General features: G+C 68.7%; 21 protein-coding genes and 2 pseudogenes. 10 read left to right on the forward strand and 13 right to left on the reverse strand.

What is annotated here, in order from left to right; all coding sequences use genetic code 11:
* Window positions 1-18: 18 nt before the first annotated feature.
* Window positions 19-1,050, reverse strand: coding sequence for an NAD-dependent epimerase/dehydratase family protein (locus tag F4562_RS01665; RefSeq protein WP_184540406.1), 1,032 nt, complete (start codon window positions 1,048-1,050; stop codon window positions 19-21).
* Window positions 1,051-1,293: 243 nt separating this feature from the next.
* On the opposite strand from F4562_RS01665, the gene F4562_RS01670 reads away from it, so the two are divergent.
* The gene (locus tag F4562_RS01670) at window positions 1,294-2,673 is read left to right on the forward strand and encodes an NsdA family TPR-like regulatory protein (RefSeq protein ID WP_184540407.1); all 1,380 of its coding nucleotides are present in this window, start codon (window positions 1,294-1,296) and stop codon (window positions 2,671-2,673) included.
* A 75-nt stretch (window positions 2,674-2,748) separates the two neighbouring features.
* Window positions 2,749-2,970, forward strand: a pseudogene (locus tag F4562_RS36785) (helix-turn-helix domain-containing protein); the annotation flags it as partial.
* Window positions 2,971-3,032: 62 nt separating this feature from the next.
* On the opposite strand, the gene F4562_RS01675 reads toward F4562_RS36785, so the two are convergent.
* Window positions 3,033-3,254, reverse strand: a complete 222-nt coding sequence (locus F4562_RS01675; RefSeq protein ID WP_184540409.1) for a helix-turn-helix domain-containing protein — start codon at window positions 3,252-3,254, stop codon at window positions 3,033-3,035.
* On the reverse strand, window positions 3,254-3,751 hold the full coding sequence (locus tag F4562_RS01680; RefSeq protein WP_184540411.1) for a DUF2975 domain-containing protein: 498 nt from the start codon (window positions 3,749-3,751) through the stop codon (window positions 3,254-3,256). The genes F4562_RS01675 and F4562_RS01680 overlap by 1 nt, the downstream gene beginning before the upstream one ends.
* A gap of 272 nt (window positions 3,752-4,023) precedes the next feature.
* On the opposite strand from F4562_RS01680, the gene F4562_RS01685 reads away from it, so the two are divergent.
* The 3 genes from F4562_RS01685 to F4562_RS01695 are packed head-to-tail and all read left to right on the forward strand — an operon-like array spanning window position 4,024 to window position 6,977.
* Window positions 4,024-4,557 (forward strand): hypothetical protein, encoded by a 534-nt coding sequence (locus F4562_RS01685; protein WP_184540413.1) that lies wholly within the window; start codon window positions 4,024-4,026, stop codon window positions 4,555-4,557.
* Window positions 4,558-4,610: 53 nt separating this feature from the next.
* Window positions 4,611-5,630 (forward strand): hypothetical protein, encoded by a 1,020-nt coding sequence (locus F4562_RS01690; protein ID WP_184540415.1) that lies wholly within the window; start codon window positions 4,611-4,613, stop codon window positions 5,628-5,630.
* A gap of 15 nt (window positions 5,631-5,645) precedes the next feature.
* Window positions 5,646-6,977 carry a Dyp-type peroxidase gene (locus F4562_RS01695; protein WP_184540417.1) on the forward strand — a complete coding sequence of 444 codons (1,332 nt, stop codon included), beginning with the start codon at window positions 5,646-5,648 and terminating at the stop codon, window positions 6,975-6,977.
* A gap of 157 nt (window positions 6,978-7,134) precedes the next feature.
* Here F4562_RS01695 and F4562_RS01700 read toward each other — a convergent pair whose 3' ends face one another.
* Window positions 7,135-7,836: a hypothetical protein gene (locus F4562_RS01700; RefSeq protein ID WP_184540419.1), complete on the reverse strand. Its 702-nt coding sequence runs from the start codon at window positions 7,834-7,836 to the stop codon at window positions 7,135-7,137.
* Window positions 7,837-7,933: 97 nt separating this feature from the next.
* Between F4562_RS01700 and F4562_RS36610 the strand changes: the two are divergent.
* Window positions 7,934-8,137, forward strand: a pseudogene (locus F4562_RS36610) (hypothetical protein); the annotation flags it as partial.
* A gap of 354 nt (window positions 8,138-8,491) precedes the next feature.
* Window positions 8,492-8,614: a hypothetical protein gene (locus tag F4562_RS35620; protein ID WP_260315881.1), complete on the forward strand. Its 123-nt coding sequence runs from the start codon at window positions 8,492-8,494 to the stop codon at window positions 8,612-8,614.
* 160 nt (window positions 8,615-8,774) lie between these two features.
* On the opposite strand, the gene F4562_RS01710 is transcribed toward F4562_RS35620, so the two are convergent.
* The 4 genes from F4562_RS01710 to F4562_RS01725 all read right to left on the reverse strand — a co-directional run bounded on the left by F4562_RS01710 (window position 8,775) and on the right by F4562_RS01725 (window position 11,621).
* Window positions 8,775-9,158: a hypothetical protein gene (locus tag F4562_RS01710; protein WP_184540421.1), complete on the reverse strand. Its 384-nt coding sequence runs from the start codon at window positions 9,156-9,158 to the stop codon at window positions 8,775-8,777.
* A gap of 88 nt (window positions 9,159-9,246) precedes the next feature.
* A complete protein-coding gene (locus F4562_RS01715) occupies window positions 9,247-9,666 on the reverse strand; it encodes a hypothetical protein (RefSeq protein ID WP_184540423.1) in 420 nt (139 codons plus the stop codon).
* A gap of 450 nt (window positions 9,667-10,116) precedes the next feature.
* Window positions 10,117-10,662 (reverse strand): Pycsar system effector family protein, encoded by a 546-nt coding sequence (locus F4562_RS01720; RefSeq protein ID WP_184540425.1) that lies wholly within the window; start codon window positions 10,660-10,662, stop codon window positions 10,117-10,119.
* A 179-nt stretch (window positions 10,663-10,841) separates the two neighbouring features.
* On the reverse strand, window positions 10,842-11,621 hold the full coding sequence (locus tag F4562_RS01725; protein WP_184540427.1) for an SAM-dependent methyltransferase: 780 nt from the start codon (window positions 11,619-11,621) through the stop codon (window positions 10,842-10,844).
* Between the two features lie 858 nt (window positions 11,622-12,479).
* On the opposite strand from F4562_RS01725, the gene F4562_RS01730 reads away from it, so the two are divergent.
* A complete protein-coding gene (locus tag F4562_RS01730) occupies window positions 12,480-12,689 on the forward strand; it encodes a hypothetical protein (protein ID WP_184540429.1) in 210 nt (69 codons plus the stop codon).
* A 663-nt stretch (window positions 12,690-13,352) separates the two neighbouring features.
* Here F4562_RS01730 and F4562_RS01735 read toward each other — a convergent pair.
* Window positions 13,353-14,798, reverse strand: coding sequence for a hypothetical protein (locus tag F4562_RS01735; RefSeq protein ID WP_184854756.1), 1,446 nt, complete (start codon window positions 14,796-14,798; stop codon window positions 13,353-13,355).
* Between the two features lie 141 nt (window positions 14,799-14,939).
* Here F4562_RS01735 and F4562_RS01740 point away from each other — a divergent pair, with 141 nt between their 5' ends.
* Window positions 14,940-15,227 (forward strand): transposase, encoded by a 288-nt coding sequence (locus tag F4562_RS01740; RefSeq protein WP_184540435.1) that lies wholly within the window; start codon window positions 14,940-14,942, stop codon window positions 15,225-15,227.
* On the forward strand, window positions 15,194-16,105 hold the full coding sequence (locus F4562_RS01745; protein WP_184540437.1) for an IS3 family transposase: 912 nt from the start codon (window positions 15,194-15,196) through the stop codon (window positions 16,103-16,105). Before F4562_RS01740 ends, F4562_RS01745 begins: the two co-directional genes overlap by 34 nt.
* A gap of 152 nt (window positions 16,106-16,257) precedes the next feature.
* Here F4562_RS01745 and F4562_RS01750 read toward each other — a convergent pair whose 3' ends face one another.
* From F4562_RS01750 to F4562_RS01765, 4 genes are read right to left on the reverse strand one after another with little or no spacing between them, the layout of a single operon-like run.
* On the reverse strand, window positions 16,258-17,082 hold the full coding sequence (locus F4562_RS01750; protein WP_184540439.1) for an isopenicillin N synthase family oxygenase: 825 nt from the start codon (window positions 17,080-17,082) through the stop codon (window positions 16,258-16,260).
* A 55-nt stretch (window positions 17,083-17,137) separates the two neighbouring features.
* Entirely contained in the window at window positions 17,138-18,808 is a 1,671-nt protein-coding gene (locus F4562_RS01755) for an urease subunit alpha (protein ID WP_184540441.1), read from the reverse strand.
* On the reverse strand, window positions 18,805-19,506 hold the full coding sequence (gene ureA / locus F4562_RS01760; RefSeq protein ID WP_184540444.1) for an urease subunit gamma: 702 nt from the start codon (window positions 19,504-19,506) through the stop codon (window positions 18,805-18,807). The genes F4562_RS01755 and ureA overlap by 4 nt, the downstream gene beginning before the upstream one ends.
* Before the next feature lie 31 nt (window positions 19,507-19,537).
* Window positions 19,538-21,124, reverse strand: a complete 1,587-nt coding sequence (locus F4562_RS01765; RefSeq protein ID WP_184540446.1) for a B12-binding domain-containing radical SAM protein — start codon at window positions 21,122-21,124, stop codon at window positions 19,538-19,540.
* Window positions 21,125-21,201: the final 77 nt, after the last annotated feature.

Here is a 21,201-nt window from a genome sequence, read left to right on the forward strand (position 1 = left end):
GGTGAGCGATAAGGGCTGTCAGGCGACGTCCGCGACCGTGCCAGCCCCGAGCCACGGCGGAATCGCCTCCGGTGTGGCCTGCAGCCAGTTCACGTACCGGTCGATACCGTCATCCACGGTGATGCGCGGCTGCCAGCCGAGCAGATCCTGGCTGCGGGTGGTCGAGGCGTAACCGCCGAGCGGGTCGCCCTCCGGACGAGGGGTGTCGATCAGCTGCGCCGACGGGTAGTGGGTGGCGACGCGTTCCGCGATCTGGCGGACGGACGTCGCGATGCCGCTGCCGACGTTGATGGTCTCGCTGGCGGCCCGCTCCGCGATCAGTGCCAGCACGGTGGCGCGGGCGATGTCGTCCACGTGCACCATGTCCCGCACCTGGTGTCCGCCGCCGTTCAGCTGAAGTGGCATCCCCAGGTGGGCGCGCATGGCCAGGCAGGCGACCATCCATGAGTGGGAGCCCGGCTTGGGCACCTGCGGGTCGCCGTAGACGGAGAAGTACCGCAGCACCGTGTACTCGGTGGCGGCGCCGGTGAGCATGAGCCGGACCTGGTGCTCACCCCACAGCTTGCTGTTGGCGTACACCGAGATCGGATGCGTGGGCTGGTCTTCGGTGAACTCGGCGGCGCCGCCGGCGCGGGCCGGATCTCCGTAGACCGACGCGGAGGAGATGAACACCAGCCGTCTGACCGCAGGGGCGGCCAGGACCTCCTGTAGGACGGTCTGCGTGCCGGCGACGTTGGCGGCGAACGCGACTTCCGGCCGTCTGGTGCAGGCGGCCACGTCGGCGTACGCGGCGGCGTGGATCACGTAGTCCGCGTCCGTGGTCAGTGTGCGGACGGTGGCCGCGTCGCGGACGTCACCCAGGACCATGTCCGTCTCGCTCAGGCCGAACAGGTCGCGGACCGGGTACGGGTAGGCGTCCATACGGTCCAGCACCACCGGTTCGGCGCCGACGCCGGCGAGCAGCCGCACGATACGGCTACCGACGAGCCCTCCGCCGCCGGTGACGAGCACGCGAGCCCCATCAAGGCAGTCCAGATGGGGATCAGGCATCCGATGAAGATCGGATAGGGGAGTGTCCATGGCAGGAACCCTTCAGGGAACGGCCGTTTGCGTGACCGCGCAGCGTGAGTAAGAGCGGCAGACCGCGGATGGCTGACCCCAGAGCGTTCCCGGTAGCCAATTACTCTGCCGCGGGTAAAGAATCCGCTGCGAACGGGGGTCCGGGCCAGTAGCGTGAGGGTCGCGGAAAGTGGCGAAAATCTCATCCTGAGTCACTACGGCTGAGGAGCACCGATGGCCGAGAACGCCGTGAACCTCCAACTACAGGCGTGGGTCCAAGCCAGCGGCTTATCCCTCGGGGAGGTCAGTCGCAGGGTCGGGGTGCTCGCCAAACATCGTGGACACCGGCAGATCTCCCCAGACACTACGCGGGTGCGGCGGTGGTTGAACGGGGAGCAGCCCCGCCCCCCGGTACCTGAACTGCTCGCGCAGGTACTGTCCGATGAACTACGCCGCCCCCTGACACCCGGTGATCTTGGTTTGATGGCCGTCGCTTTACCCCTGGATAAAATCGAGCTACCACTGCTGAGAGAACCCGCCGCGGAGACCTTGGCCCGATGGACTCGGATGGACCTGTTGATGTTCGATCGCCGTGAAGTCCTCAAACTCGTTGTCGGAACTCCGCTGATCGCCACCACCTCACACCTGCTCGACACGGTTGGCGGTCCGCTCAGCCGCCGGCAGGGTGGCTTCGGCGCCGACACCGTCGCCGCCCTGGAGGAAGTCACCGCTGTTTTCGCGCGCTTGGAGTCCGCGCACGGCGGCGCCCTGTACCGCACCTCGATCATCGGCCAGCTCGCCGAGGTCACCCGCCGTATCCAGGCTGGCGTCCCGGACGGCCTTCGCCATCGTGTCTTCGCCGCCACCGCTGACCTGGCCGCGCTTGCCGGGTGGACCAGTCACGACGCCGGCCATTACGCCGTCGCGCAGCGATATTGGTCCTACGCCATCTACGCCGCCAACGAAGCGGGCATCCCCGGTCGCAGTGCAGAGATCGTCACCCGAATGTCACATCAGATGATCTACTTCGGTCGTTTGCGTGACGCGCTCGCGTTGCTTGACCTCGCAGCAGCCCGTGCCCAGCGCGACGGTCAGGTAGCGGTGCAGGCGCTCGTGCAGTCCCAGACCGGTCGCGTCCACGCGGGCCTGGGGCAGCCCCGCGACGCTGCCCGTCACCTCGACCACGCCGATGAGCTTCTCGCTCAGGTCACGGATAGGCCCGAGTGGGTCGCTTACTTCGACGCTGCCGAGCACGCCGGCGCCCGCGCCGTCAGCGCCCGCGATCTCGCTCATCTTGGCCATCGCGGGCACCCCGCCAGCCCTCACTTTGAAGCCGCGCTACGGCTGCGCAGGCCGGGGTTCGACCGGGTGCGGGCGATGGACCGGATCGGCCTGGCTGCCGCATTGCTCGACGAGGGTGAACTGGAACGAGCCGCCGCTGTGGGTCACCAGGCCATGGAGAGTGCCGGTCTGCAGTCGGCTCTCGTAGCGTCCAGGATCAACACCCTTCTGTCCGCTGCGACCCGCTACCACACCCCCGAGATCGCCGATCTACAGTCCCGGGTCGCGGACTTCGCCGCCCGCGCGCCGATCACTTCGCAGGTCGCTGCCTAACCGATATACGCAAAAGCCCCCGCCGTCATCTTCCGTTCTAGTGTTCGTCGCAACACCCCAGCATGAAGGGGTGCGATGGACTTCGAGATCCGGAAGGACCGAAGACCGCAGGGGCCACGAGCCCTGGTCCGTGAGCGGGAGGAATACTTCCGGCTCATGGATCAGGGCTTCAGTACGCGCGAGGCGGCCCGGATCGTGGGAATCAACCTGCGAACCGGAAAGAAGTGGAGAAACGGGCACCACTCGCCCGGCAAGGCAGACAAGCCCACACCCCCGATCCATCAGGCACGGCCCAGCCACCCAGCCGACCTGGAAGTCCCGCCCTTCCGCTCCTCGCGGCACCGCGGGATGCCCGCCCCTCACCCGTCCGCGGCGTCCCCGGCCTCCCAGCGCAGCAGGTCTCCCGGCTGGCACTCGAGCACCTCACAGAGCGCGGCGAGCGTCGTGAAGCGCACCGCCTTGGCACGACCGTTCTTGAGCACCGCCAGGTTGGCGGGGGTGATCCCGACGCGGTCCGCGAGCTCACCCACGGACATCTTCCGCTTGGCCAGCATCACGTCGATGTCGACGGTGATCGGCATCAGATCACCTCTTCCAGCTCGGCCCGCATCCGCGCCGCCTCGACGTCGCGCGCGACGGCCTGGGCGAGCAGCATCCGCAGCACGAGCACGACGAGCGCTACCCCCAGGATCGCCAGGCCGCCCCCGCCTATCAGGAGGACCACGCCCGGGGGGACGGGGTCGCCCGGCGCCAGGATGAAGCCGAGCGCGAACACCAGGACGGCGGCCGCCACGATCGCGCCGATCACGATGTGCACGTACCGGAAGGCGGCGTGGGAGAACACCGTTCCGCGGCGCACCATGGTCACCAGCCGCCACACGCAGACCAGGACGACCTGGACCGCCACGACGCCCAGGACCGTGATCACCAGGAACGGGGTGCGCAGGTACGCGAACTCCGCGCCGAGCTCCTCCAGGTCGACGGCCAGCAACGGCACCATCACCACCTGCACGAACACCGAGCCGGCGAGCAGCGCCACGAGCACGGCGCGCAGCGCGAGCACTGTCAGCTTCCCCATCATCTCCCCTTCGATCGAACAACGATAGAAATATATTGATATTCGATAGGTAGGGCAAGAGGCCGGTCGAGTCTCTGTCCGGTGAGCAGGTCACCGCCTACGGGGTGTTCGCCGGGATGGCCTCGCGGGCTGAGGCGAAGCGTTGAGTCAACACGCCGGCCCGCTTGTCCCCCTCGCCCGTTCTCCGGCATCGAGACGTGGGATAATCCTGAGGTCAGGCGGCCTTCGGCCCGTTTCCCCCCTGACCGGGTGAAAAAAAGGGGGAAGCCGACATGGAGATCAGACCGCAGGCGGTCGTCCTGCCCAAGGAGACCGACCACCTGGAACAGGGCAAGTACGGCCCCGTCTTTCCGAAGACTCCGGCGTGTTACGGGTTCACCATCGTCGCCGACGTCAAACCCGGCCGGGCCGGCGCCATGCGCGAGTACGGCTCCACGCTGGCCAGGGCACTGGAGGGCGATCCGTATCTCCTGGCGCCGCTGAAGCTGCACTACCTGCGCTGGGTGCTCTTCGACGACGACACACGGTTCATGTATCAGGGGATCTTCGACACCGACTTCGACAAGTACACCGAGGACGCCGTCGCACTGTTCACCAAAGCGGGAGTCAGCACGGCGTTCGAGAACCTCGAAGGGTTCCCCGAAGACTGGAGGACCAACCCCGAAGCGTTCGTCAGATTCGTCCGCGATCACCACTGCCCGAGCTTCATCGAGTACGGCGAGTATCCGTACGTCACCGCCGACGAGATCAAGAAGGCGCTGCGGATCAAGAACGCCCTGTCGGAGATGCTCGACCAGATGCAGTGAGGCCGGGACACCACCCGCGTGCTTCGCCGCCGATCGGAGACGAGATGAGCCAGATGAGCGCGTCCCCAACCGCGCGCACCTACAACCAGCACCACATCCCACGCCCGTACACTCCCGGCCGGCGGCGGCTGAGCATCTACGTCGCCTGGAGCTATCCGGCCGAGGCCGGCAGGAACGTGGCCGAACTCGACGACCGGTTCTCCACGATGACCGAGGTGCGGCGCGTGGCCTGGCCGGCCTACGAGGACCCGAAATGGTCCGATCCGCTGCGGTTCCAGCAGGGCATCGCGGGCGGGCTGGAGCTGTTCTTCTGGGGCTGGCTGCCCTTCCAGCAGTTCGTCCAGGAGAGCACCGGGCACGTCGTGCCCGTCTACCAGCGCGTCGACCAGGCCGGGTTCCACACCCCCCTGGACGAGCGGGTGCTGGCCGACACCGACACCCTGTTCGTGTGGGGACTGGACCACATGATCACCGGGCAGGACGCCACTCCCGGCGAGATCGAGGCGGTGCGCGACTGGCTCACCCGTGAGGGAACCTGCCTGGCCCTGGGGCCGCACCACGACGTCGGCGCCTCGGACGACCTGGCGGTGCGCGATGCGGAGTACCGCCATCACGGGGACGCGCTGGTGCCCCGCCGGCAGCGCTTCGGCAGGTACACCCGGTCGCTGATGGCGGGGCTGGGCATACCGGTGGAGAACCGTTACGGCCTGCGTCCCGCGGTGACAGCGGAGGGCGGGAGCGCCCCGCTGTCGATCGCCAGGGACCTGGACACCAAGGGGTGGCTGGACGGCGTGTCCGGCTTCAACTTCCACATGCACCTGCCCCACTACGCCGTGACCACCGACGACCCCGACGTCGTCCATGTGCTGGGCCGGCAGCCGATCGACATGTCCCGGCCGCCGCACCCGTTCACCGAGGCCGGCAACACCGAGTTCAACATGTTCCTGTGGATGCCCCCGGGCGGGGACCGGGCCGGGGATGTGATCTTCGCCGACACCACGATCTTCAGCTCTCTGTTCGGGATCGACGAGAGCCTGCGCATCTTCTGGAACAACATCATCTCAGCGAAGTAGCACCCGGGGGTTCAGGTGAGCGACGACACTCAGGTCAAGCTGGAGCTCGACGACATCCAGCGCGGGGTTCTCAGCCCGCGGCCGACACCGTACGCGGCGACCTACCTCCTGTTCCGCGTCGACGACCGTCATCACGGGCGGGAGCTGATGCGGCGCGTCAGCGCGGTGGTCACCTCGGCCGCCGACACGACCAGCCCGCTGGGCGAGACCTGGGTCAGCGTCGCGCTCACCTACCACGGCCTCAGAGCGCTCGGAGTGCCGCAGGAGTCGCTGGAGACGTTCGCCTGGGAGTTCCGCCAAGGCATGGCCGCGCGGGCCACGGCGCTGGGCGACGTCGGCGACAGCGCACCGGAGCATTGGGAGTCCCCGCTCGGCATGCCCGACGTCCACGTGGTGCTGGTGGCCCTCGCCCCCGACAACGCCCGTCTGCAGGCGGCCATCGACCGTGCCCGTCCGGCCTACCACGCACTGCCCGGGGTGACGGCGATCTGGCGGCAGGACTGCCACGCGCTGCCCACCGAGACCGAACCGTTCGGCTACCGCGACGGCATCAGCCACCCGGCCGTCGAGGGCAGCGGCATCGCCGGATCCAACACGCTGGAGGCCCCGCTCAAGGCCGGCGAATTCGTGCTCGGCTACCCCGACGAGCTCGGCGGCGTCCAGAACACCCAGCCCGAGGTGCTAGGACGCAACGGCAGCTACGCGGCGTTCAGGAAACTCCACCAGCGCGTCGGCGCCTTCCGCCGCTACCTGCGCGACAACGCCACCGATCCGGCGGACGAGGAACTGCTGGCGGCGAAGATCATGGGCCGCTGGCGCAGCGGCGCACCCCTGGCCCTCAGCCCGGACCGCGACGATCCCGGCCTCGACGCCGACCCGTATCGCAACAGCTTCCTCTACCGGCAGGACGACCCGGCGGGATTCCTCACCCCCGGCGGCAGCCACATCCGCCGGGGCAACCCCCGGGACGCGGCGGTGGCCGGCGTGCCGAGGCTGCACCGGATGATCAGACGCGGCACCGTCTACGGCCCGCCGCTGCCCGACGGCGTCCTGGAGGACGACGGGGCCGACCGCGGGCTGATGTTCGCCTTCATCGGCGCGCACCTGGGGCGGCAGTTCGAGTTCGTCCAGTCCGAATGGATGAACGACGGCGTCTTCTTCGGCGCGGGCGACGCGGCAGATCCCATCGTCGGATCCGGTGACGGCCCCGCTGACTTCACCATCCCCCGCCGGCCGCTACGGCGGCGCCTGCTCTCGCTGCCGCGGTTCGTCGTCACACGCGGCGGCGAGTACTGCTTCCTGCCCTCGCTGAGTGCCCTGCGCTGGCTCGGTGACCTCACGGATTGACGAACGGCCCGGCGCCGTCCGGACACGACCACCGCGGCTGCCTGGCCGGCTTCCCCGGAAGTCGGGCTCCGCTTGCGGGCAAGGCTCCGACCAGCCCTGTCAGTCTTCCGACGTCCCCGCCGTGGTACGGGCGTGAGACGACACCGGCGAAGAGAGGTCATCGTTCGGGCGTGTTCCGGGCATCGATGCGATCGGCCGGCAGGGTGAGCAGCACGAAGCCGACGACCATGACCCAGACGGGAAAGACGATCTCCGACCAGGCGACCCTGCTGACGAGCAGCAACTGCACCAGCCCGACGAGGTAACCGGCCAGGACCAGCCAGCGGGGGAACAGGCCGAGGCGGGCCACGATGGTCGTGGTGGTCAGCGTGAACACGCCCGCCATGCGTGGTGCGTACTCGGTGAGCAGGGTGATCGTGAGGTAACGCCCGTAGTGCGACAGTCCGGCCGGTGGGATCGTGCCCTTCATCGCGTCGATCGTGACCACGAAGGCTCTGGCCGTCGCGCCGAAGACGAAGAGGATCGCCACATACAGCAGGCCGGCGCCGAGGAACACCGTCGCGAAGAACCTGTCCTCCCGCACGCCGATGCAGTCGCGCAGCGCGCCCATGAACCACAGGAAGAAGACCCCTCCGAACGGCAGCAGGATCAGCGCCAGCCGCAGGGCGTTGTGGCCGGAGATGTCGGCGAGGTAGGCGGTCGCCCCGAGCGGGTGCTCGGGTATCGCCCTGCGCACCAGGATCATGGCGCCGCCCAGCAGCAGGGCGGCCAGGATCCCGGCCGCTCCCGCGGCGCGTGGCGTCCGCAGCGCCTTCGCCGACGGTAGCGCTTTCGCCGACGGTTCACCCCTATCCCGCATGAGGTCCCTGTTCCCGCTGGGGATCCGGATATCCCGGCGGGAGATCTTGCCGCTGCCCCGCTGAACCGGCAGGCCGGCGCCATGTCACCGGGCGGGTGGCGGCGCGATCCAGCGGAGACCCCGGTGCGACGACGGTAGGTTGACGGTCGGGGACGGGTGTCCGGTCCACCCCTTCGCTCCTGACCGGCGTCACCGCCGGCGGCCGATGACGGCCATGCCCGGCCAAGCTCGATCACCTCCCGGCTGGGGAAGATGCCCACCACGTCGGCCAGGCGGCGGATCCTTGTTCAGCCGCTCTTGAGGGGTGCCGCTCCACGTTCGACACCACACGGTCTCGGGGAAAGCGGTGAACGCCGCAATGTCGTCACGGACTTCGTCCAAATACGCCGCGCCTCCGGGCACGCGGCCTCCAAGACCTCGACGACATGCGGTGCTGAACGTGAACTCGGCCCCCCGAACTGAAGGAAGTGTGCAGTGGAGGTGGGTCAGGCTTTACCGATGTCGCGTTTACGCTCCCCCAGGGAATGGCGGGTTAAAACATGCGCAAGGGGTAGTTTATTTCGCTGTTTGTCATGTTCTAGATGCTAATGTCGGGATTGATGAGTACGGAAGGACTCGCAACCAAGGGGGCTCGGCAAGTCGGCAAGGGGGAATCATGACTTTCACGAAGCTCTTCCCGACCAACCACGACTGGGGCTGGGGCGGAGGCTGCGGCTGGCGTCGCAGGTGGGGCGGCTGCGGCGGCGGATGCGGTTGGCGTAGGAGGTGGTGGTGGTAGCACCGCCTGAACGGGAGCCGACGGATCAACCGCCGGCTCCCTTTCTTCGAAGGCCCCTTCCCGGACGGGACGAGTGCCGTGGCGCGCGTCCGCCATGGCGCCGACGGCCTCCATGCGCAGGGCCTTCCAGGAGTTCCAGACCTCGCACGATGAATGTTCTTCACGCCTTTCTTCTACCGCCTCTTGGCTGGGCCTGCCTGCTCGCCGAGGCCGTCTCACCGCTGGTTCGCTCCCCGGCGGGATAGTGCTCCAAAGCCTTCATGATCTCAGGAGCCAGCGCCTCTGCCAGCGCGGGCGCCAGAGCATCGGCCAAGGCGGACGCGAGGGCCTGGGTGACCAGGAGTTTTTCGACGATCGATGCCATCGGCGTTGTGCGCGGCGCCGACGCGATGGCCGTTTCGATCAGGGTCGCCATGGGGTCTCCGCCGCGCGCGCGGGCCTTCGTGGACTGGCCGGCCTCGCTGAATATGTCGCGGATGAGGTCGTCGATCAATGACTCCACCGGCTCATGTCCGGCTGGTTTGTCAGCGTCCTCCGTCACCACGGTGTGTGCTCCTTTGCGGTTGATGTGAACCGTCCCCCAACCGCTGGTTTCGCCGGCGGCCGAGGGACGATGTCCTTGCCTGTGGCCGCTACCGGCCCGCGAGGGCGGCGAGCAGGAGCGGGTGCTCGATGATGCTCTCCTCGCCCTCCTCGCGGCGGCGCATGAGCGCGGCGAGCATGAGGGGATGGTCGACCAGACTCCGACCGCGTTGCCTCCGGCGGCGCATGAGCGCCGCGAGCAGAAGCGGGTGCTCGATACCACTCTCCTCACTCTCCTCGCGGCGGCGCATGAGCGCGGCGAGCAGGAGCGGGTGCTCGATGATGCTCTCCTCACCCCCTTCGCGGCGGCGCATGAGCGCCGCGAGCAGAAGCGGGTGCTCGATACCACTCTCCTCGCCCTCCTCGCGGCGACGCATGAGCGCGGCGAGCAGAAGCGCTCCGAGGGCCCGTTCTCCGCCCTCGCGCTCGGGTGCCTCGGTGGGTGCAGGGCGCTCCGTGGTCGTCGTCATATGGCTTCCCCTTTTCAGCGTTTGCGGTGCGCGCACCGTTTCGTAAGAGCCATACGCACCGTACCCACGCCCAGTTGGCCATATTCACGGATCTGAACTTTTCAGATGCCTCCCGACCTTGCGTTTTACCATATCTGTCTCATTTTGTTGCAACGACGGGGCGAACATAAAGATTGGGTCCGAAAATTGCACCAAAAATACCTGGTCCAGGTTTCTCCAAAAGCATCGGGGCCGGGATTTTATGTGTGCCTCCCTCGGTGCGGCGTTTCACGGTGTCGCGGACGAAGCGGATCGTCCAAGACCGCCCGCCGGCGGCAGAGGCCCACGCGCGACCCGGCGGGCGGAGGGCCGTCGGCGTCGTTTCGAGATCGGCTCATGGCCGGCTTCCCGTCATACAGGCTGGACCCGGACTGGGGAAACGAGCCCGGACAAAGGGCCGTCCCGGTGTTGTCAGAGCAGGCGCTCCAGGAAGACCGTGACCGTCATGATCGTGATGCCGGTGACGATCAGGTCGACGGACCAGCGCAGATGGCGGTGTTTGGCCCGCGCGACCCGGGCGAACTTCAAGGCGTCGGTGGCCAGGAACAGCTCATAGTCCTTGGTCTCGGCGTTCATCCGCGCGATCAGGGCCTGGGGTGTGGGCTCATCGGCGTAGGAGAGGATCCTCTGCCCGCCGCGTTCGGCAGACAGCGGGCGGATGGTGATCAGGATCAGCAGGACCGCCACGGACAGCAGGATCAGCGCCACGATGACGCCGAAGCGCCCGATTCCCGGGAAGCGGGCCGGGCCGGTGAGGATGAGAGTGACCATCGCGCCGTAGGCGATGCCCGCCCACGACAGCAGCAGGCCGGCCCTCTTCTCACTGACGCTGATCAACTCGGCGCGGGCCGCGGTGGTGGCGGCGTCGAGCCGGTCCCGAAGGAACGGGGACATGGACACATGCTGCGCGCCGTCGTCTCCGGAATAGGCGCCGGGTGCGGCCGGGTCGTGGTTCATGGAGATTCCTTTCCGCCGGGGTCGCGGCCCGATGGAGCCGACCGGCAACCGGCGGATACGCGCGGTGGCCGGCGCTTCGGACATGGGCGAGTACGAGTTCCACTACCTCCGACTGTAGGGGCGGCCACGGCGGCACCGGAAAGGGCTGTCGATGCCGATTTCCGTGTCCGCCCCCACGCTCACGGCAGGAGCCTGCCAAGACCACCGAGAGACTCATGGGCACGCTCGGGGTAGATGTCGCCGGCGACGGGACGCCAGTCGGCGACCAGGACGACCCCGGGGTCCTGGATCTCGAACCCGTCGAACAGGTCGTGGATCTCGGCGCGGGTGCGGAGATTCACCGGGTTGCTGGTCCGCTGGTAGATCGCGAGCCCGGCAGCCGCCTCTTCCGGCGGCATCGTGTCCGAGCACGCATGCGTCAGAGCCAGGTAGCTGCCGGGCGCGAGAGCACCGCGTAGGGTGGCAAGGAGAGGACGCGCGTCTTCCGGCACGAAGTGCAGGACCGCGACGGTGATCAGGCCGATCGGCCGGTCGAAGTCGAGGGTGGCTCGCACCCGGGGGTCGTCGAGGATCGACTTCGGGTCGGTGAGGTCGCCGGCGATCGTCACCACCCCGGGCCCGTCGACCGTCGCCCGGTTGTACGCGACCACCGCGGGGGCGTTGTCGACGTAGACCACCCGGGCACCGGGCTGGATCTCGCGTGCGACGTCGTGGACGTTCGGGGCGACAGGCAGACCGCTCCCGAGGTCCAAGAACTGGGTGATGCCGGCGTTGGCCATTTCGCGCACCGCCCGGAGGAGGAATCCGCGGTTGGCACGGGAGACGTCGCGCACGCTCGGAAACATGGAGGTGAGCATGGCGACGGCCGCCCGGTCGGCGGCGGAGTTTTCCGTTCCGCCGAGCATGTAGTTGTAGATACCGGCCGCGCTCGCCTGCGATCCGTCGGTGGAGGTTGACATCCGGGGAACCTTTCGTCGCATGGTGAAGGGCGAAGAATCGGAGATGAAACGGGAAACCATCACGTTGACCCGGATGGTGATCTTCGGGTCCCGAGCCGCCGTGATCAGCGCGTCGAACCGCTCGATGTGCACTCCGGCGTCATCGCCGGCCCCTCGCGCCCGGTCACACCATCTCCTCACGCTTTGCAACCGCCGCTATCACCGGTGACACCGATGTGCAATTCGCACGAGCAACATCACGACGCGTCAGTGAGGCGAGATTACTTGGCATTCGACCTGGAAACAAAATCCGTTCTTAGCACCGCCGTCGATTTGTGATTTGCACGCACAAGCTCCGGAGGGCGGTCATGGAAACCCCGGGGCCGCCCGCGCCGAATTCCACACCGAACGCCGGTCACAGGCCGTGGTGATTACTACGCGGGGTTGCTCGGGATCCCGTCGCAGCTTCCCGAGTGGAGGACCCGAACAACCATGATCGTTCTCAGCGCCGACGGCTGTACCGATGTTCCCCGAGGCCGGTTATGCCAGGCATCCGTCCGCTTGACAGGCCTTCGAGGAGGCTGAGTACAGAAATTGGCGGTAGCGACCTGGCCTTCTTTGCCTGTTAGCCTCGATCTTTCGTGATCTTGGCGTGATCGGTTGAACGGTTCGGCTGAAGGTGGAATGCGTGCTGCGGTCAGCATGCCGGCCCGACTGTCGCGCCGGGTGGGCGGGGAGCCACCGCCCTGGACGCTCTGCGAGTGCAGCGCGCGCTGGGCAGCAGGACACCGTCGCCGGCCGTGGCCACCGCCTTGCACCACGTGTCGATGGCCATCCTGGTCGGTCTGGCCACCACCGACGATGACCAGAGGTCGATGCTTGTCGAGGGCGATGACCGGCAGCTATCTCGGGGCGGTCAGCGCGCTGGTCGAGCGGGTGCCGCTCGACGACCGGGTGCCCGAGTCGGAGCGGGTCGGGCTGCTGGTGGAGGTCGAGGGCGCGATGTCGGCCGCGGAGAGCGTCGCCCGCCGGATCGACGACGGCAGCCCGGACGAGTCGACGCTCGCCGACTCGCTGTACGCCCGGTAATGCGTGCAGGACAGCCTCTCCCGGGTGGTCCCGCGCGGTCGACCTGCTCGGCCACCTCGACTCCACGGCCTCGGAAGAGGTCGGCCACCTCGCCACCTACGCCAATGGGCTGGACTCGCATCCGCCGGCACGGGACCAGATGACCGGTCCGCTGGCGGCGTACCTGGTCGACGGGCCGCTCACCATCGCCTGATCCCAGGCGCCCGACAGCGCCTTCGGCCGCGCTCACCGGCTGCGGGTCGTCGGCATACATCAGGGCCGCGAGCAACCCCCTCACCCGGCCGCGCCACGTCGATCAGGCGAGGCACTGACGCTCACTCCTGCCCGCCGTCGCCGCGCACAGGCCTTTCGCGGATGGAGCGGCTTACCGCCGCCACCGCTGTTTCGCCGTTCCTCCACCCCGGGAGGGCTCGCCGCCGGTGCCATTTTTGGCCGACGGCGTCCCATGTCCATGATCACCGTCGGTCGCGGCCGGGGCGGTTCTCCCCTCCTGGGTCCGGTGAGGGGGCGCACGAGCCGCTGGAGCGGGCCAGACGCGACGCGCTTGCCAGGGCACTGGTGATCAACGCGCCTTACCTGCACCAGCTCCACGACGACATGGTCCCGGAGCATCCTCCGGGACCATGTCGTATGCAGGGGTTGTTTGCCCGAGCGGTGGTGAAGTCAGGAAGTTTCGTAGCCGACCCAGTCGATGTGCCAGCCGAGCCGCTCGGCCTCGTCGAGCGTCATGGGTACGCCGTCGCGCCATCTGAGGACAACCCTGAAGCCGGTGGCAGTGGCGTTGTAGATGGCAGTGGTGCGGAGGTCATGCTCGCCGTAAAAGTCACCTCCGAGAGCGATGAGGTAAATGGGGCAGCTGGTGAACCCGGCCGCGGAGGTATCGACGGTGATGTCGTAGTAATACCCTCCTGTCGGCCTCCAGCCATACCTAGGGGTGCTCCGTCCTGAGGCCACTCCGTTGACGTTGCGGGCGTACAGGGTGCCCGGATCGTTGGAGCCGAGTGCGCTCCAGACTTTCATTCCGCCCGGGAGGAACCTGATGTCTCCATCACCGTCATTAGGCCCGCTCACGTAATCGGTCCTGATACCGCTGACGTACAGGGTGCCCGGATCGTTGGAGCCGAGTGCGCTCCAGACTTTCATTCCGCCCGGGAGGAACCTGATGTCTCCATCACCGTCATTAGGCCCGCTCACGTAATCGGTCCTGACGCCACTGACGTACAGGGTGCCCGGATCGTTGGAGCCGAGTGCGCTCCAGACTTTCATTCCGCCCGGGAGGAACCTGATGTCTCCATCACCGTCATTAGGCCCGCTCACGTAATCGGTCCTGACGCCACTGACGTACAGGGTGCCCGGATCGTTGGAACCGCCTGTGCTCCAGACTTTCACCCCGCCCTGGGGGAAGGTGATGACTCCCTCACCGCTGTTGGGCCCCTCCACATACCCGGTGAGCACGCCGTCGAACACGGCCTTGCCGGCCGTCAACGTCCCCTTCACGCCGGAGCTGTCGGAGATCTCCGCCCCTGTGCCGGTGATGGTGAGGCCCCAGTTGGTCGTGGTCCCCTGAACCCTGGGGGTCTTGATCTCGGTGGTGGCGGTGAGCGTGTCGAGTTCGAGATCGCGCACCTGAACGGTCGTGGTGAGGAAGTGCTGTTGCTGCGTGGTGGGGTCGGTGGCCCTGAGGATGTAGGTGGTGGCCCGCTTCGGGACGGTGGGCGGTGACCAACTGCCCCCGGAGACGGGGACGAACTGCGGCGCGCCCGGGTACATGATCGCGTAGCGGAAGCCGGTGGACCCCTGCCAGCTCAGCGTGAGCGTGTCACCGGGGTTCACCATGGCCTTGTCCGGATGGAAGCTGTGCGGCGCCGGGAGCTCCTGTGGCGCGGTCTTCGCCAGCGCCACCGCCGCGTGGCTGGTGCTCAGGCCCCCGGTCTTGGTTCTGCCGGCCTTCTCGGTCACCGCCAGCACGGCCAGCCCGGCGGTGGCGGCGAGGGTGACGTTCTCCAGCGTCAGCACCATGTGGTCGCCGGGGGCGAAAGGGGTTCTACCGCCAGGGGTGGTGGCCTGGGTGGCCTGGAAGGCGTTGGAGCCCTGCCGCTGGACGTTCACCGGCGACCGGGTGCCCGGCGGTGGGCCCGTCCATGTGCCCGGCCGGGTGCCCGGCCATGTGCGGTACTCGCCGTGAGGTGCTCCACGTCTTCCGGACACGGTGCCCAGTAGGGTGCTGACAGGTCTGGAAGGAAAGAGCGCGTGGCGGGAAAGAACTACTCCCAGGAGTTCAAGGACGAAGTCGTCAGAGCCGTCCTGGATGATCAGATATCGATCGGGCAGGCCGCGAAAGACTTCGGAGCCTCCCGGGAAACCATCCGGAACTGGGTGGCCAAGGAAAAGCGCCGCCGGTCCGGCAACACCGAGCAGGCGCGGGACGCCGCGGAACGGGCGCGGGTCCGCGAGATGGAACGCCGGATCGCCGAACTGGAGCAGGAGAATGCCCTCCTAAAAAAATGTGCCGCCTTCTTCGCGAAAGAGCAGCGGTAAGCGAGCGGTACGCGCTCGTCCTCGCGGAGGAGGCCGATTTTCCCGTGGCCATGATGTGCCGCCTTCTTCACGTGTCCACCTCGGGATACTACGAATGGAAGGACCGTCCGCCGTCGGCCGCCGAAAGGCGCCGGTACGAGCTCATGGAAAGGATCGCAGAGATATTCGACGACTCGGGCCGCACCTACGGCTACCGGCGGGTGCACGCCGAGCTGCTGCGGTCGGGCCGGGCGGTCGACGACGAGCTGGTGCGCCGGCTCATGCGGCAGATGGGGCTGGTACCCGTACAGGTCAAGCGGCGCCGGGGGCTCACCGTCGCCGATGCGCAGGCCGGTCCGATCGCCGACCTGCTCGGGCGGGACTTCACCGCGCCGGTGCCCGGAGCCAAGATGGTCGGCGACATCACGCAGATCGACACCGGCGAGGGACCGTTGTTTTTGGCCACGGTCATCGACTGCTTCTCCAAATCGGTTATCGGATGGTCGATCGATGTGCGGTATCCGGCGGCATTGGTGTGTGCGGCGATCGAGATGGCTGTGCGGCGTGTTCCGCCTCCGGCCGGTGCGGTCTTCCACTCCGATCGGGGAAGTCAATATACTTCGGCCGAGTTCGGCCAGGTGCTCGAGAAGCATGGGATCCGGGGGTCGGTCGGCAGGACCGGGGTATGTTTCGATAACGCGATGGCCGAGTCGTTCTTCGGGAAGCTGAAGACGGAACTGGTTCATCACCGGTCGTTCGCCACTCGTGCGGAAGCGCGACGTGCTGTCATTCAGTACATTGAGGGCTTCTACAATTCTCGGAGGCTGCATTCGGCGTTGGAATACCGGCCTCCCGTTGAGGTGCTCGACGAATGGCTCGCGAACAGTACGGCGGCTTGATAGAGTTCATTTACTCCGGTGTCCGGAAAACATAGGGCTCCTCACTCCGGCGCGGCGATCAGCACCTCCATCACCGAGGCCATCGTGCGGGCCGCCTTGCGCAGCTTGGGGAAGCGGATCGAGGACCACGACCGCCCGGGAATCCGGACCCGTCACCGCCGCGGAGAGGCTTTCAGGATCGGCGCGGGAGGCAGCCCGAACATCGATCCGCCGGTGCGCGCCATCGCGGCGATGTCCACCTCCCCCGAGCGACCGGTGACGTACGGGCGGACCGGCCGGTCGAACCGCGGATTGACTAGGAAGAGCACGGTGACGCGCCGCCGGAGCCGGTGGTTGCGGACCTGGTGGTACAACGGCCGCACCTGGCCGTCGGTCATCGACGTCAGCAGGCTCCCCGGCATCGCCAGCAGGTGCCCGTCCGGGACCGCGACGGGCCGCATCCGGCCGGCGGACTCCGTCTCCAGGCCGGGCCCGTCCGAGTTGGCCAGCGTGAGCAGGTGGCCGTCCTCGTGGCGGTCCTGCAGCAGGTCCCGCTCGTCGTCCCGGAGATACCAGTTGACCTCCAGGTAGGAGGAGTCGCGGAAGTCCAGCGCGGGTTCCGGATGACCGTAGTGGGCGGCCAGCCCGGTGAGGATGTCGTCGGCGGCCCGGGCGGCGACCGCCCAGTACGCGCCGAGGGCGGTGAGGAACGGCGCGATGTCCTCCCCGTTGGGGACGGTGCCCGGAGCGTCCGCCCAGTAGGTGAAGGACTCGTTCATGTCCGGCCGGTCGGGGCTGACCGAGTACTGGCGGCCGAAGGGGCGGAAGCCGAAGTTGAAGTCATCGCTGCCGTGACGGCGTTTGACCGCCTCGTCCAGGGTGAAGAACCGGGCGGCCTCGGCCCGCAACGTGGCGAGAACGCCGGCCTCCGCCGCCGTGAGGGGAATCGTCGCGTGGCCTCTGCGGAGGATCTCACCGGCCGGGCTGGTACGGGTCATGCACGTTCCTTCGCTGACGGGTTCTCGGGTCACGGCTCACTGACGGGTTCTCGGGTCACAGGAAGTACAGCTGGCTCAGCGGGGTGCGCTCGGCGGGCACGGAGCTGATGGGGGAACCGTCGAGTGTCACGGCTCCGGTGGCGGCGTCCACCCGGACCGATCCCCGCCGGTCGTTGCGGATCATGTCGGCCAGACCGACGGCGCGGGTGCCGCGGACGGCCACGCGACGCCGGCGCGTCGGGATGCCGTCGCCGCCGTCGTGCGCGGCCCGGCTGACGAAGGCGACCGAGAGGTCGGCCGCCGTCTCGCCGTACGCCCCGAACTGCGGTCCGAGGACGAGGGGCTCGCTGGTCTCGGTGGAGGCGTTGGGGTCTCCGGTCACGCCGTAGGCGGGATAGCCGGCCTTGAGGACGAGCTGGGGTTTGGCACCGAAGTAGCGCGGGTCCCACAGGACGATGTCGGCCAGGCGGCCGGGGGTGAGCGCCCCGATCTCGTGGGCCATCCCGTGGGCGAGGGCCGGGTTGATGGTGAGCTTGGCGATGTAGCGCAGCACCCGTTCGTTGTCGTCGCCGCCGGGTTCGGCGTCGCCGGCCTTCATCTTGGCGGCGACGGCGAAGGTACGGCGGACGGTTTCCCCGATCCGTCCCATGGCCTGCGAGTCGGAGGAGGTGATCGGGATGACTCCGAGGTCGTGCAGGACGTCCTCGGCCCCCAGCGTCCCGGCGCGGATCCGGTCGTGCGCGAGCCGCAGGGCCCCTGGATCGCCGGGGTCGAGCCGGTGGACCGTCGCGATCATGTGCAGGTGCTCGTCCATCGTGTCGCGGGTGAAGGGCAGCCCGGGGTTGGTGGAGGACCCGATGATGTTCGGCACCCCCGCCAGCCGCAGGACGTCCGGCGCGTGGCCGCCGCCGCATCCTTCGACGTGGAAGGCGTGCAGGGTCCGGCCGCCGGCGACGGCGAGGGTGTCCTGGACGAAGAGGGCCTCGTTGAGGGTGTCGCTGTGCAGCGCCACCTGGACGTCGTGCTCGTCGGCCACGGTCAGGGCGGTGTCGAGGGCACGCGCGTGCGCACCCATGTCCTCGTGGACCTTGAACCCGGACGCTCCCCCCTCGGCCAGGGCTCGGACGAGGGTCCCGGGGTGGGACGTCGAGCCGCGGGCCAGGATGGCGATGTTGACGGGCCAGGCGTCGAAGGCGCGGAACGCGTGCCGCGACTCGACCGGACTGGTGACCCCGCAGCCCCAGGTCGGCCCGAAGTTCTGGCTGACCACGGTGGTCACGCCGGCCGCCAGCGCGGCGTTCATGATCCGCGGGGAGACCAGGTGGACGTGGGTGTCGACGACGCCGGGCGTGGCGATGAGACCTTCACCGGCGATGACGGTGGTCCCGGTTCCGGCGACGACGTCGACGCCGTCGAGGGTGTCGGGGTTGCCGGCGCGGCCGACGGCGTGGACGCGGCCGTCCCTGATGCCGATGGACGCCTTGCGGACGCCGAGGAGAGGGTCGATCAGGACGACGTTGCTGACGATCACGTCGCAGGTGGCCGGGGTGGGCTCGGCCTGCAGGTGCATGCCGTCCCGGGCGGTCTTGCCGTAACCGGTCACGAACTCCTCGCCGGAGCGCTGCGCGTCGGACTCGACCCGGATGACCAGCCCCGTGTCCGCCAGGCGGACCCGGTCGCCGGTGGTGGGGCCGTGCAGTCGCGCGTACCGGAGAGCGTCGCTCATGGGGTGCCTTCCTGGGGTGCGAAGAGATAACCGGCGGCACGGGCACGGGCCAGGGCGGCCTCCCGTGCACCCGGGGCGTCGAGCGGGCCGTCGACCAGTCCTGCGAAACCGATCGCCCGGCGGTCGCCGCCCAGCGGCGTCAGCTCCACGGTCCGGGTGCTTCCGGGGTCGAAGCAGACGGTCGTGCCCACCGGCAGGGCCAGGCGGTGGCCGTAGGCGGCGGCGCGGTCGAAGGCCAGTGCCCGGTTCGTCTCGAAGAAGTGGAAGTGAGAGGTGACGCTGACGGGCACGCCGGAGGTGTTGGTGACACTCAGGCGCACCTGGCCGGTGGGCTCCGGCCGCGGACCGGCCGCCGGCAGGACGGCCCCGGGTGCCTCACGGGCGGCGTCACCGGCGCCGGGGATGGGGTCGGTGACGACGATGAGTTTCGTGCCGTCCGCGAAGACCGCCTCGACCTGCACCTCGGTCAGGATGCCGGGGACCTCGGGCATGACGTCGTCCACGGTGAGCACGCCGCGGGCGGCGGCGACGGCCTCGGCGAGCCGGGCTCCGTCCCGCGCGGCCTCGCAGGCGGCATGAGCGATCATCGCCGTGGCCTCGGGGACGTTCAGCCGCACCCCTCTGGCCAGTCGTTCCCGGGCGAGCAGCGTGGCCAGGTAGAGCAGCAGCCGGTCGTTCTCCGCTGGGGTCAGTCGCATGGGGGCTCCTGGGGGTCTCCGCCGGTGGGGGTCACTCTCCGATGACGACGCCGCACCGCTTGGCGTGGGCACGGATCGCCGCGCGGGCCCCGGCCAGGTCGTCGAAAGTGAGGTCGGGCATCAGGGCACGGGTGTAGTCCCGCATGGCGTCCTCCGGCGAGACGACGTCCCGCCGGAGCCAGGTGCGCGCGACCTCGGTGAGGGTGCGGTCGTCGGCGACGCTCAGCCCCAGCCGGTCGGCCGCCTGCCTGGCCGCCGCGGGAGAGGTGAGATAGGTGTAGTCACGCGCGCCGGGCTGCGGTGACAGCACCTCCACGTCGACCGCGGAGAAGACGCCGCTCCTGCCCCCCTCGGTGATGAGGGCCAGGATCCGCTCCACGTTCTCCGCCAGCAGCTCCTTCGTCATGCCGAGGTGGCCGACGACGAAACCGGCGCGGATGAGCAGGCCGTGGTCGCGGGCGACGGTGATGGCGTCGGAGTTGAGGCGGTACAGCCGCTCGGCCTCCGCCAGCACGTCGCGGCGCCGTCCGCCGACCGGCTTGTTCATCGCCGCCAGGGAGAGCGGTGTGCCCGCGTCCATACCGATCATGATCTGGCGGACGCCGAGCGAGGTGAGCAGCGCCGTCCTGCGGGCGTCGGCGATGCCGTCGGCGCGGCCGTAGCCCACCAGGACGGGCCGTTCCTCCGGCGACAGGGCGGACCACCAGCCGGGAACGTCGCGGGACATGCCGGACAGCAGCGTCGCGAACGTCAGCGGCAGCTCGTCGGCGGTCAGGTACAGGTAGTCGTGGCCGCTCGTCCAGGCGGCCTCCAGGGCGGACCACGCCTGCGCCGGGGAGAGCTGGTTCCGCCACAGGTGACCGGGCTGGATGGAGCAGAAGCTGCACGCGTCGTCGCCCGCGAACTTCACGCAGCCCCGCCCGATCTCCACGGGGACGCCGGCGGTGACGCTCCGGCCGAGCAGCTCCCGGATTCGCGGTGCGATGCGCGTCTGGAAGTGCTTGGTGTACAGCGGGGTCTGCGGGAAGCCGTGGTCCACCAGGGTGTAGTCGTAGTTCGCGAAGACGGGCTCGCGGTACGGCGCCGTGACGCGCACTCCGCCCCCGTCGCGGTGCACCAGGCCCGGGTAGGCCGCGGGGTCCACCTCCGCCCGCTCCCTCAGGGCCGCGATCAGGCGGGTGAAGGGACCCACGACCTCGTTGCCGACGAACCCGTAGTCGAGGCAGGGGGCGGCGTCCATGCAGGTGCGCGGCAGCGCGCTGAAATGGTCGTTGCCGACGACGGTGGTGATGCGCGGGTCGGCGTCCTTGGCGTGCCGCGCGATGAGCAGGCCCGCCTCGTAGTTGGCGGTCAGCACGCCGAGGCAGACCGCCAGGATGCGACCGGCGTTGTCGGTGATGTAGCGCAGCACGTCGTCCAGCGCGACGACGGTGCCGTCCACGTAGAGCGGCTTCAACGCCGCGTTCTCCTTGAGGGCGGACACCAGGGACAGCGCTCCCAGGCACAGGAAGTCCGACCAGTCGCTGTGCTCCTCGGGCCGGGTCACGGTCAGCAGCCGCCCGGTGATGACGGTGTTGGAGTTGGGGGGGACGATGACGAGGACTTCATCACGCTGCATGGCTGTCGCTCTCTGCCGCAGGGGTGGGGACGGTGCGCCTCGACGGCGGGCGGGGCGGTGCTCCGCGGGTGCCGGGA

Origin of the sequence: Streptosporangium becharense, assembly GCF_014204985.1 — a bacterium.
Taxonomy (GTDB): domain Bacteria; phylum Actinomycetota; class Actinomycetes; order Streptosporangiales; family Streptosporangiaceae; genus Streptosporangium; species Streptosporangium becharense.